We start from the raw sequence: 12,961 nt of genomic DNA, 5'->3' as shown, positions 1-12,961 counted from the left end.
TCATCTTAGTATGGCAACCTTTTTCTTTGACTATGAGAATGTCAGATTTTGTGTTAGAATAGTATATTGTATGAACGAAAGTATTAAATAGTTGGTTGACGAATAAAGGAATCGGTTAATGAAGGAAAGAAGCTCTAACTTAGAAATATTAAGAATAGTGGCAATGTTAATAATAATTGCGCATCATTATGTAGTGAATTCAGGGATTGTTCAGTTATATGATTATAGCAATATAACAGCGAATATGATATTTCTGCAGTTCTTTGGATTTGGAGGAAAAATGGCAATTAACATATTTGTGTTAATAAGCAGTTATTTTATGTGCCAATATAAACTGACATGGAAGAAAGTGTTAAAGCTATATTTGGAAGTGAAATTCTATGCTATTGTCATTTATATAATTTTTGTTATAACAGGATATGATGTTTTATCTTTAAGACGCATAGTAAGAGTTTTATTCAATATGATTTATGGTGTCAATGTTTCGTTTATGGGGTCTTTTTTGGCATTCTATATGTTGATTCCATTTTTAAATCGGATGAGAAAAGCACTAAAGAGAGAAATGCATTTGAAATTATGCGGTATACTGTTGTTTATATATACCATTATATCCACGTTTTCCATAATGAATGACACCTGGAATTACATTGGATGGTATGTCACGCTTTATTTTATTGCATCATATATAAGAATTTATCCAAACAAGTATACACAAAGTATAAAATATGGAATGATATTGATGGCGGGTTCATTGGTGCTGATATTTGCCAGTATTTTATGTGTGGATTTTGTTGGTTACAAAATTGCAGGTTTTGAACAGCCGTACTATATGGTGGTAGATAGCAACAAATTACTGGCACTAACATGTGCAATGGGATTCTTTTTAACTTTCAAAAATATTAAAATACGTAATAATAAATATGTAAATATGGTTTCGGCATCTACCTTTGGAATATTCCTTATTCACACCCAGGGAAGGGCAATGACAAGGTTTTTGTGGCAAACGGTTTTTGATAACTGTAAATATTATGATTCAAAATGGCTGTCGCTACATGCCGTTCTATCAGTTTTTTGTGTTTTTCTTGTATGCATGATAATTGATATGTTAAGAAAAAGGTTTTTGGAAAAGCCAATAATGAATAAATTGTCTAAGATAGAGTCTCTTAATAAGGAATGTTTTGCGGAAAGAAAACAGAATTAGTATATGAAAAAATAGCAAAAGAGGATTAGAAATGATGGAATTATCTGTAATTATACCTGTTTATAAAATTAATGAAAAAATGCTTAGGGAATGCATTGAGAGTTTAACTAAACAAGATATTGCAGAAATGGAAATTATAATTGTAGATGACGGCTCTCCCGATAACTGTGGAAAAGTATGTGACGAGTATGCGGACAGGGATAAGAACATTAAGGTTATTCATAAAAAAAATGAAGGTGTTTCAATAGCAAGAAATGTGGGAATTGAAACTGCAAGAGGGCAATATATATGTTTTGTTGACCCGGATGATAAAATCAGAAAGAAATCCTTAGGAGATGTATTGAACAAAGCAAGAGAAAAAAATGCTGATATATTATGCTTTAAATATATGGTAGCCGGTGAAGAAAAGTCAGATGATGGCTCATTAGATTTAAGAGATATTACTCCCGATATTGAAAAAATAAACAGAAGTATCCTGGAAATGAAGGACAATGAATATAACTATGGAGCATGTTGGGGAAAAATAATAAAAAAAAGTTTCATAGATGATAATAATCTTAGATTTGTTAGGGGAATACAAAAAGCTCAGGATAGAATATTTATGTTTGACTGCTATAATAAAAATCCTATGGCTTTTTCTTATGATTTTTATGGATATATATATACAACGGATAATGACTCTAGTATATGTAATAGGTTAAATGTGAAAATAGTTGATATATTGGAAAAAACTTATTATGAATTTAAAAAACATATTGAGAATATAAAAGATATTGATTATAGTTGTGAGTTGAATTATCTGCTGGTGGCATTCCTTATGGAGTATAATTATTTGATGTTGGGAAAGAAGGAATACAAAAAGAGAAGCCAGAGAGCCGGAGAATTAAGAAAAATTCTTGAAAAAGATGATTATCAAAATGCAATTAGAACGGTTGACTTAAGCAGAATGAGAAAAAAAAGTCAGGTTATGTGCCTGTTGCTTAGGCTTAAATTGTATTATGTCTGCATTTTTATGTTTGAAATATCAGGAAAATAAAGAAGAATCTTTGAGGAAAGGTTAGATTATTATGAGAACAATTCATATTATGAGAAAAGAGAAGTTTACAAAATCAATATCAGAATTTTATGATAAATATTTTGCCAATGATGGACATGCAATACTGTATTTGAGAGAAGGTCAGGAGACTATGCTAAATGATAGTCTGTCTATAGAGCAAAAGGAAATGTTTTGGGATTCTTCAGTTAAGTCTACGGTAAAACTTCTCAATATAGTAAAAAAATATGATTGTATAGTGCTCCATTCCCTGTTTTTAGATGATAAAGCTAAGGGATTATTTTTATTAAACAGAAGTGTAATGAAGAAATTAATATGGATAGAGTGGGGGTTTGATTTATATTCATGGAGAGGAGAGTGGACAGGAATAAATAAGGCCATCCATGAATACCTAAATACGACATTTAGAACTAAAGTTTATGCAATGGTGGGAATATTTCCACCTGATTGTGATTATTATAGAAACGAATATCCGGAATCCAAAACCAAGGTATTTTATGCACCGTATTGTTCTGCAAAGGTGGCTAAGGAATTGCAGGATTATACACCATATAGACAGTTGAGGGATAGCAGAGAGAAGGGGCAGGAAATATACATACAGGTAGGGCATAATGCTATGGAAAGCCTCAACCATAAGGAAGTTCTCGATTCTCTAAAACATTTTGCGGAAGAAAAAATAAAGATATTTTTGCCTTTAAGTTATGGAAATGACAATGACAAATATGCAACGGAAGTTGCAGAATATGCGGAAAAGCTATTTCCGGGCAAGATTATGGCACTAAAAGATTTTATGAAGGCAGATGAATATTTTGAATTGATGAAAAGAATAGATATTGCAATTTTTGATACGCAACGTCAGTGTGGATTGGGAAATATCAATAGAATGGTGTGCAGAAATGTTAAATTATATATGCCAAAAGATAGTGTAATGTATAAGTATTTTAGGGAAAACGGGGTACCTATACAGGATTGCAATGATATTGAAAATCTAAGTTTTCAGGAATTTATTTCTGATTTTGAAATAACAGATCAGGAAGAATTTAACAAATTTATTTTACATTTTTCGGACATGTCTGCTAAGGTTGAAAAGTGGAGAAATATTTATAACAGTGTGACTGAAAAATACAATAGATAAAGGGGAATTTTAAATGGATAATATGACAAGTAGAACGAATATTACTAAAAATTTCTTTTGGAGATTCGCTGAAAGATGTGGAGCGCAGGGCATAGCGTTTGTTGTATCTATTGTTCTTGCACGTCTTTTAGCACCGGAGGCATATGGTGTTATTGCATTGGTAACGGTATTTACAAATATTTTAAATGTATTTGTTGATAGCGGAATGGGCAATGCACTTATACAAAGAAAGAATGCAGATGACACGGATTTCTCAACGGTATTCTTTTTCAACATGTTACTGTGTATAGTTTTATATGCAGGGATGTTTGTTGCGGCACCGTGGATAGCGGCATTTTATGAAAATCCGGAATTAACGGCAGTGGTAAGAGTGCTGAGTCTTACGTTAATAATATCCGGTGTTAAAAATGTACAGCAGGCATATGTGTCAAGGACTATGCAGTTTAAAAAGTTTTTCTTCTCAACATTGGGAGGAACAATTGGTTCTGCAGTTGTGGGAATTGCCATGGCATATGCCGGATTTGGAGTGTGGGCATTAGTTGCACAGCAGATATTCAACCAAACAGTAGACACAATAATTTTATGGATAACAGTAAAGTGGAGACCAAAGTTAAAGTTCTCTTTTAAAAGGCTAAAGGGATTATTTGCATATGGTTGGAAGTTATTGGCATCATCACTGTTGGATACCGTGTACAATAATATTCGCCAGGTAATAATAGGCAAAGTGTATTCATCTGCTGATTTGGCATACTATAACAAAGGAAAACATTTACCATATCTGGTAATCACAAATGTAAACGTTGCCATAGATAGCGTGTTATTTCCGGCGATCTCTTCTAAGCAGGATGAAATAGACAGGGTAAAAGCCATGACCAGACGTGCCATAAAAACAAGTAGTTTTATAATATGGCCGATAGTTCTTGGATTGGCGGCATGCGCGGAGCCGGTTGTTAGAATTTTGCTTACTGAAAAGTGGATGAAGTGCGTACCTTTTTTGAAAATATTTTGCTTTACATATGGATTTTGGCCTATACATACAGCTAATTTGAATGCAATAAAAGCTGTGGGAAGAAGTGATATATTTTTAAAATTGGAAATTATAAAGAAGACAATTGGAATTATTTCTATTTTAATATCAATGCCTTTTGGAGTATTGGCAATGGCAATGGCATATTTGATAACTTCGCCGTTGAGCGCAATTGTAAACGCTACACCAAACAGAAAATTGTTGGGGTATAAATACAGAGAACAGTTAGCTGATATGCTGCCATCTATGTTGCTGGGAGCTTTTATGGCTATGGTTGTATATGCTATTGGAAAAATAAATCTAAATGATTTTGCATTGTTGCCAATACAGGTAATTGTTGGTGCTGTGATATACATTGCAGGAGCAAAGCTTTTGAAATTTGAAAGCTTAAATTATATATTATCAATAGTAAAAAAGAAGCGTTAATAGACTGTATACCTGTACTGGCAGGGAGGATGTTTTCAGATAATGGATGAAATAATAGAAAGATTCTTTGAACATATAGAAACATTGCTTTTTAGGTTAATAGAAGCTGCCCCATTTGGAATTCCAATTAGCATATTGGTGATTGTATTAATGCTGGTATATGAAAAGGTATTAAACAGAAGGATAACAAATAAGAAAATGTATATTGCACTGTGTATATACATGACAGTTATTTTATATATGACCTTATTTTCCAGAAAAATAGGAAGTATAAGTAAAATTGACCTGATTCCATTTAACACCGCAGGTGGTGTCAGGTATATAATTTTATATGCCGTTGCCAATGCTTTGGCGTTTATACCTCTTGGAACATTACTCCCTTTTGTGTGGAACAGGGCAAAGAACGTTAAAGTATGCGTTCTTATGGGGTTTTTAATGAGTCTGTTTATTGAAACAATGCAACTGATTTTGTGTTGTGGAGTAGTTCAGACAGAGGATTTAATAATGAATACCTTAGGCACGTACATAGGTTATATATTATACCGCGTAATAAAAAACAAGAGGGTATGAAGTACTCTCTTTAATTGACTATTGAAAGCCTATTTTATAAATGATAAAATATCATAGAATAATTATTAAAAAACAAAGGAAGTCAGATATGAAGGGAATTATTTTAGCAGGTGGTTCAGGAACGAGATTGTATCCACTGACTATGGTAACATCAAAGCAGTTGTTACCTATATATGACAAACCGATGATTTATTATCCGTTGTCAGTTCTTATGACAGCAGGAATTAGAGATATAATGATAATATCCACGCCGGAAGACACACCGAGATTTAAGGAATTATTGCAGGACGGAAGCCGCTTTGGCATTGATTTAACTTATGCAGTGCAACCGAGTCCTGACGGATTGGCACAGGCGTTTATTATAGGTGCGGATTTTATCGGTGATGACAGCGTTGCCATGATTTTGGGCGATAATATATTTACAGGTCACGGACTAACGGAGAAGCTTAGAGATGCAGCAACCATAAAAAACGGTGCTAAGGTATTCGGTTATTATGTAGATGATCCGGAAAGATTTGGAATTGTGGAATTTGATGAAAATGGACGGGCTATATCCATTGAAGAAAAGCCGGAACATCCAAAGAGCAATTATTGTGTAACAGGGCTTTATTTTTATGACAATAAAGTGGTTGATTATGCTAAGAGATTAAAACCTTCTGCCAGAGGTGAACTGGAAATAACAGATTTAAATGCAATGTATCTTAACAATAATGAATTAGATGTGGAATTGTTAGGACAGGGATTTACATGGTTGGATACGGGAACTCATGAGAGTCTGGTGGAAGCTACTAACTTTGTAAAGACGATGGAAGAACATCAGCACAGAAAGATAGGATGCCCTGAGGAAATCGCATATTTAAATGGCTGGATTTCCAGGGAAGAGGTTATGCAGGCATATGAAATGATGAAGAAAAATGAGTATGGCAGATACCTTAAAGATGTTGTTGATGGAAAATACATAGAAATGTTAAAGGAATTAAGATAAGGAAAAAGAATTATGAATATAATAGTTACAGGTGGAGCAGGATTTATTGGAAGCAATTTTGTATATTTAGAGTTGGAGAAGCATCCGGAGGATAGAATAATATGTCTTGACAAGCTTACATATGCAGGAAATCTTGCAACATTAGAAGAAGCCATGAAGAACCCTAACTTTAGATTTGTTAAGGGAGATATTGCAGATAAGGAATGTGTTGAGAAATTATTTGAGGAGGAGCATCCGGATATTATTGTAAACTTTGCAGCTGAGTCTCACGTAGACCGCTCAATTGAGGATCCGGGAATTTTTCTTAAGACAAATATAATGGGAACACAGGTGTTAATGGATGCCTGCAGAAAATACGGGATAAAAAGATATCATCAGGTATCAACTGATGAAGTATATGGAGATTTACCATTAGACAAACCGGATTTGTTCTTCACGGAAGATACTCCTATACATACATCATCACCATATTCAGCGTCAAAGGCAGGTGCGGATTTGCTGGTAATGGCATATCATAGAACTTTTGGGCTTCCTGTTACAATAACAAGATGTAGCAATAACTATGGACCATATCATTTTCCGGAGAAACTGATTCCTCTTATTATTTCAAGAGCACTGGCTGATGAAACATTGCCGGTATATGGAAAAGGGGAAAATGTCAGGGACTGGCTTTATGTAAAGGATCACTGTAGTGCCATTGATCTGGTTATGAGATATGGCAGAGAGGGAGAAATATATAACGTAGGTGGTCACAATGAAAAGAGCAATCTGGAAGTTGTAAAAACAGTGATTAAGCAGTTAGGAAAACCGGAAAGTCTTATAACCTTTGTTACAGACAGACCGGGACATGACATGAGATATGCAATTGACCCTACAAAGATACATAACGAGTTGGGATGGCTTCCGGAGACAAAATTTGAAGACGGAATCCGAATGACCATTGATTGGTATTTAAATAACAGAGAATGGTGGGAAAACATAATAAGCGGAGATTACCGCAATTATTTTGAAAAGATGTATGTTGAAAAGGACAGAGCATAGAAGATGAAGGTACTGGTAACAGGAGTAAAAGGTCAGCTGGGATTTGACCTTATGAATGAGCTGAAAAAAAGAGGTCATCAGGCAGTAGGTGTAGACGTGGAAGAAATGGACATCACTGATGAGGTGGCAGTTAATAAAATAATAAAGGAAATTAATCCTGATGTGGTTATTCACTGTGCAGCATGGACGGCGGTGGACGCTGCGGAAGATGAAGAGAATGTACCAAAGGTAATGGCTGTAAATGCTACAGGTACTGAAAACATTGCCAAGGTGTGCAACGAAATTAATTGCAAAATGGTTTACATAAGTACAGACTATGTATTTAACGGTCAGGGAGAGACTCCGTGGCAGCCGGAGGATGAGAGAAATCCTCTTAATGTGTACGGAAATTCAAAATATTTAGGTGAACTGGCTGTACAAAAGTATATGGAAAAGTACTTTATAGTGAGAATTGCATGGGTATTTGGTATTAACGGAAAGAACTTTATTAACACAATGCTTAATCTGGGACTTACCCATGACAGGCTGACGGTGGTTTCTGACCAGGTAGGAACCCCTACTTATACCTATGATTTGTCCAGGTTGTTAGTAGATATGGCAGAAAGCGATAAGTATGGCATATATCATGCAACAAATGAAGGTGGTTACATCAGCTGGTATGATTTTACAGTGGAAATAATGAAGCAGGCTGCTAAATATAATGATAAGTATAGTAAGGTGGAGGTTTTACCGGTAGGAAGTGATATGTATCCCGCTAAAGCCAAAAGACCGTCTAACAGCAGAATGGATAAATCAAAGCTTAAGAATCAAGGCTTTGAACCACTGCCGGATTGGAAAGATGCACTTTCAAGATATTTACAGCAGAAAATGGAGATAGAAAATGGGACAAATTAAAGTAACGAAATGTGATATAGAAGGTTTATGTGTGATAGAGCCTACAGTTCATGGAGATGACAGAGGATATTTCATGGAAACCTACAATTTAAACGATATGAAGGAAGCCGGACTTGACATGGTTTTTGTTCAGGATAATCAGTCTATGAGCACAAAGGGTGTTTTAAGAGGATTACATTACCAGAAGGAATATCCTCAGGGTAAGTTAGTAAGAGTTATAAAGGGAACGGTTTTTGACGTGGCTGTGGATTTAAGAAGAGATTCAAAGACATATGGCAAGTGGTATGGTGTGGAACTGTCAGAAGAAAACAAGAAACAGTTTTATATTCCTGAAGGATTTGCCCATGGATTTCTGGTGCTGTCAGATGAAGCAGAGTTTTGCTACAAGGTAACGGATTTTTATCATCCGGGAGATGAAGGTGGTCTTGCATGGAATGACCCTGAAATAGGCATAAAGTGGCCTAAGGTAATAGGGGAATATAGTGGAAGTGCATCACCTAAAGGGTATAAAATGGAAGATGGAACCCTACTTAATCTAAGTGACAAGGATAAACAGATGAAAGGGTTTAAGGAAACATTTAGATTTTAGTATAAAATAGTATTAAGTCACCTGAAAATTTTGACTTTAAATGAGGATAATACATGAATAAAAAGAAAAAAGTTTTACATTTAGTTGAGGCTATGGGTGGGGGAGTATTTACATATTTAGCGGAATTAGCCAATGGCATGAGCGATGAATTTGATGTATCCATTGCTTTTGGTATGCGAAAAGAAACGCCGGAAAACTATGAGGACTATTTTAATGAGGGTATTAAACTTATTAAGGTTGAGAACTTTACCAGAAGTTTAAATGTGGTAAAAGACATTAAGGCATATATTGAATTAAGAAAGATTGTAAAAAAAGAAAAGCCGGATATAATTCATCTTCATTCATCTAAGGCGGGGGCGCTGGGAAGATTGCTTGTGGGAACAGGAAAAGCAAAGATGTTTTACACCCCTCATGGTTACAGTTTCCTAATGGAAAATGAGTCAGGGATTAAACAACAGATTTATAAAACTATGGAAAAAATCCTTGGAAAAAGAAAATGCCTTACAGTGGCATGTGGAAAAAGTGAGTGGGAGCAAAGCAGGATAGTTACCAAAAATTCCACATATATTAGCAATGGAGTAAACATAGACAAACTTAATGCTAATTTGATTAATGCTAATGAGCAGAATTTAGAGGATTTTAATATAAAGAAGAATGTTTTTACGGCCTATACCGTAGGAAGGATTAATTACCAGAAGTGGCCGGAATTGTTTAACGAAATTGCACAAAAATTGCCGGAAATGCAGTTTGTATGGATAGGTGATGGGGATATGCGTGATAAGCTGACGGCTGACAACATAGTTATTACAGGCTGGCTGGAACATAAAGAGGCAATGGAATTAAGCACAAAGTTTGATACGTTTATTCTGGCTTCGAGATATGAAGGGTTGCCTATTTCACTGTTAGAGGCAATGTATATGAAAAAAGCCTGTGTGGTTAGCAATGTAGTGGGAAATCGTGATGTAATAAAGAATGATTATAATGGTTACATTTGCGATGAAACAGATCAGTTTGTAGAGGCGTTAAAAGACATAGAAAAGGGAAACAGTGACAAGCTGATAGAACAGGCATATTCAGATATATTAAATGAGTTTAACAGCAAGTGCCTGTGTAATAAATATAAAGAAGTATATAATGAAAGTAGAAGCAAATGAAGAAAATAAATGTTCTTGTGCTGATAACTGTCATGGATAGAGCCGGGGCTGAAACCATGATGATGAATTATCTTAGAAATATTAATAGGGAAAAAATTCATATGGATTTTCTCATAAACAGAGAACAAAAAGCTGATTATGAGGATGAAATAGAAAAATTAGGTGGCAGAATTTATCATATGTGCCCTTTATATCCGGGCAAATTCCATAGATATAAAAAGGAATTCAGGAATTTCTTAGAAGAACATCCGGGATATGATGTTATTCATTCAAATCTTGAAGAAAGAAGTTACTTTGCCTTTAAAATTGCAAAGAAAATGGGAATCCCCGTAAGAGTTGCCCATGCTCATTCGGCTCCGTGTGGTCGTAATATGAAAATGATTATGAGGCTGTATTTTAGAAGGAAGCTTCAGAAGTATTGTACTCACAAAGTGGCATGTGGTGAAAAAGCGGCAAAATGGCTTTTCGGAAGTGATGCAGACCTGGTAGAAATGGAAAGTTTCGTAAAGGGAGAAAAACATTCAAAAAATACTGTGGTTTTAATGAAGAATGCCGTTGACACTGATAAGTTCAGTTATTCAACAGATGTAAGGGAAAAAGTACGAAAAAAAATGAAGATAAGCAGAGATACTTTGGTTATTGGACATGTAGGCAGATTTACACATGATAAGAACCAAAGTTTTTTAATTGATATATTTAAAAATGTTAATATCCTCAATAAAAAATCCGCAATGATGTTAATAGGTGGAGGGAAACCTAAAGAGGAAATTAGCTATAAAGAAGAAATTGAGAGAAAAGTGCAGCAGTCAGGACTTAAGGGCAAAGTTAAGCTTTTAGGGGTAAGGGAAGATATAAATGAGCTAATGCAGGCAATGGATATATTGGTGATGCCTTCTAGAACAGAGGGATTTCCGGTGACATTGGTGGAAGCACAGGCGGTGGGACTTTGCTGTTTAGTTTCAGATGCCGTGGGCTATGACATAAATATGACAGAAAAAATCCAGTATAAATCATTAGAAGAGGATGCTTCTCAGTGGGCACAAAAAATATTATCCATGACAGCCGATGGTCAAAATCGGGAAGCTGAAAGCATCCTAATGAAAGAAAAAGTGATTGAGAGAGGATATGAAATAGCGGATGCAGCTAAGGATTTAGAGGCATTTTATGAGTACCTTGCCGGATAAAATATATTGTGACAAAAGCAGGATGAATGAAGTTATTGAAAATTGCAGTAAAAGATAAAAAGGGAGCAGAAATACATGGAACCAATTCACGTTTTAGTGCTTGATACGGTTATGGACCGTGGTGGGGCTGAAGCTATGATTATGAATTATATGAGAAATATAGATAGGGATATCATTAAATTTGATTTTCTTACAAACAGGGATTACAGGGCTGCATACGAGGATGAGATAGAGCAGCTAGGTGGTAAGATTTATCATATGTGCCCTATGTATCCGAAATATTTTAGGCAATATAAAAAGGAAGTTTATAACTTTTTAAAAGAACATCCGGAATATAAAATTGTACATTCAAATCTTGAGGAGAGAAGTTATTTTCCGTTAAAAGAAGCAAAAAAAGCAGGAGTTCCTGTAAGAATCTCCCATTCCCACAACCGCCCATTGGGAGTGGATTTGAAACTGATTATGAGGTATTATTTCAGGTTTATGCTTAAATACTATAATACTCATATGTTTGCCTGTGGTATTGAGGCGGGGGACTGGCTTTATGGAAAGAAAAACAGAAATAATGTTATTATAATGAAGAATGCCATTGACGCAAATCAGTACAGATATAATGAAGAAACTCAAAACCGTATGCGGGAAGAACTGGGAATTTCAGGTAAAAAGGTTATAGGTCATGTTGGACGTTTCTTTCCGCAGAAGAATCATACTTTTTTAATTGATATATTTAAAGCTGTTCATGACAGAGATAAGAATACGGTGCTTCTTTTAGTAGGTGGCGGAGAGGCAGATGATACTTTAAAAAATCAGATTCGCCATAAAGTAAAGGATTTAGGTCTGGAAGACTCAGTAAAGTTTTTGGGAGTAAGGGAAGATGTGGAAAAAGTGGTGCAGGCTTTTGATGTGTTCCTTCTGCCATCACTTTTTGAAGGATTGCCGGTGACTATGGTGGAGGCACAGGCAGCAGGCTTACCATGTGTAATTTCAGACAAAGTTCCTATACAATGTGATATTACAGGAAATGTTAAAGTTGTATCCTTAGAGGATGCTCCCGAAAAGTGGGCAGAAGTGATTGATGATGTGCTTAAAAATTTTAAGAAAAAAGATACATATGAAACAATAATTAATGCCGGATTTGACATTAAGGAAAATGCAAAGTGGTTGAAGGATTTTTATGTGGAGGCGCTTAAAGAAGCCGGAAAAAATAATTAGAAAATGAAAAAGTAGAAAATCCATGTGGGAGATGGCTCGTACATGGATTTTTTGTTTGCTGATAATTACTGAATACATAGAGGTGGCAAAAAAACTTAGACAATTAAGTGTTTAAAATGTCTATAGATAACAAAATGACACTTATTATAGAAAAGAATATATTGAAGATAAAACATAATATAAAAACAACTTGACAACACAACAAAATATATGTATTATAATAAATGTAAGATGTAAATAAAATACTACAAAGTAAGAACGGATAAATACAAATTAAATATTTGAGCAGGCGCAATGGTGGTTTGTACTTTATGATGTTTATATTGTGCTATTGTAATTTTTTTACATCCGGTGTATACTATAAAAAGAATAAGAAAAACTAATAGTATACACCTCGAAATATTAAAGGAAAGAGGTGTTATATGGGAAACAAGGATATAGCAACCAAGAAGTACATGTCAGATAATGTGAGATTTGCAGATGTGTTTA

12 protein-coding genes are annotated in these 12,961 nt (G+C 34.8%); all 12 read left to right on the top strand.

Going from position 1 to position 12,961, the window contains the following annotated elements; translation table 11 throughout:
- The first annotated feature begins 118 nt into the window (after window positions 1–118).
- The 12 genes from H8S00_RS12830 to H8S00_RS12775 all read left to right on the top strand — a co-directional run bounded on the left by H8S00_RS12830 (window position 119) and on the right by H8S00_RS12775 (window position 12,472).
- Window positions 119–1,201 (top strand): acyltransferase family protein, encoded by a 1,083-nt coding sequence (locus H8S00_RS12830; protein WP_118589578.1) that lies wholly within the window; start codon window positions 119–121, stop codon window positions 1,199–1,201.
- Between the two features lie 31 nt (window positions 1,202–1,232).
- A complete protein-coding gene (locus tag H8S00_RS12825) occupies window positions 1,233–2,237 on the top strand; it encodes a glycosyltransferase family 2 protein (RefSeq protein WP_118589577.1) in 1,005 nt (334 codons plus the stop codon).
- A gap of 31 nt (window positions 2,238–2,268) precedes the next feature.
- Window positions 2,269–3,390: a TDP-N-acetylfucosamine:lipid II N-acetylfucosaminyltransferase family protein gene (locus H8S00_RS12820; RefSeq protein WP_186840678.1), complete on the top strand. Its 1,122-nt coding sequence runs from the start codon at window positions 2,269–2,271 to the stop codon at window positions 3,388–3,390.
- Between the two features lie 13 nt (window positions 3,391–3,403).
- Complete coding sequence (locus H8S00_RS12815; protein WP_118589575.1) at window positions 3,404–4,843, top strand: lipopolysaccharide biosynthesis protein; 1,440 nt, start codon at window positions 3,404–3,406, stop codon at window positions 4,841–4,843.
- Between the two features lie 42 nt (window positions 4,844–4,885).
- Window positions 4,886–5,413 (top strand): VanZ family protein, encoded by a 528-nt coding sequence (locus H8S00_RS12810; RefSeq protein ID WP_186840677.1) that lies wholly within the window; start codon window positions 4,886–4,888, stop codon window positions 5,411–5,413.
- Window positions 5,414–5,501: 88 nt separating this feature from the next.
- On the top strand, window positions 5,502–6,398 hold the full coding sequence (gene rfbA / locus H8S00_RS12805) for a glucose-1-phosphate thymidylyltransferase RfbA (RefSeq protein ID WP_186840676.1): 897 nt from the start codon (window positions 5,502–5,504) through the stop codon (window positions 6,396–6,398).
- A gap of 12 nt (window positions 6,399–6,410) precedes the next feature.
- Window positions 6,411–7,439, top strand: a complete 1,029-nt coding sequence (gene rfbB, locus H8S00_RS12800; RefSeq protein ID WP_186840675.1) for a dTDP-glucose 4,6-dehydratase — start codon at window positions 6,411–6,413, stop codon at window positions 7,437–7,439.
- A 3-nt stretch (window positions 7,440–7,442) separates the two neighbouring features.
- Window positions 7,443–8,333: a dTDP-4-dehydrorhamnose reductase gene (gene rfbD / locus H8S00_RS12795; RefSeq protein WP_021952334.1), complete on the top strand. Its 891-nt coding sequence runs from the start codon at window positions 7,443–7,445 to the stop codon at window positions 8,331–8,333.
- Window positions 8,320–8,922, top strand: coding sequence for a dTDP-4-dehydrorhamnose 3,5-epimerase (rfbC, locus tag H8S00_RS12790; RefSeq protein ID WP_021952333.1), 603 nt, complete (start codon window positions 8,320–8,322; stop codon window positions 8,920–8,922). Before rfbD ends, rfbC begins: the two co-directional genes overlap by 14 nt.
- A gap of 53 nt (window positions 8,923–8,975) precedes the next feature.
- Complete coding sequence (locus H8S00_RS12785) at window positions 8,976–10,076, top strand: glycosyltransferase (RefSeq protein WP_186840674.1); 1,101 nt, start codon at window positions 8,976–8,978, stop codon at window positions 10,074–10,076.
- Complete coding sequence (locus tag H8S00_RS12780; protein ID WP_118589568.1) at window positions 10,073–11,260, top strand: glycosyltransferase; 1,188 nt, start codon at window positions 10,073–10,075, stop codon at window positions 11,258–11,260. Before H8S00_RS12785 ends, H8S00_RS12780 begins: the two co-directional genes overlap by 4 nt.
- Window positions 11,261–11,335: 75 nt before the next feature.
- Window positions 11,336–12,472, top strand: a complete 1,137-nt coding sequence (locus H8S00_RS12775; protein ID WP_186840673.1) for a glycosyltransferase family 1 protein — start codon at window positions 11,336–11,338, stop codon at window positions 12,470–12,472.
- Window positions 12,473–12,961 lie beyond the last annotated feature (489 nt).

It is taken from the genome of Eubacterium segne, assembly GCF_014287775.1.
GTDB lineage: Bacteria > Bacillota > Clostridia > Lachnospirales > Lachnospiraceae > Eubacterium_G > Eubacterium_G segne.
The sequence above is the reverse complement of the archived record's forward strand: the minus strand, read 5'-3'. Positions and strand labels throughout refer to the sequence as shown.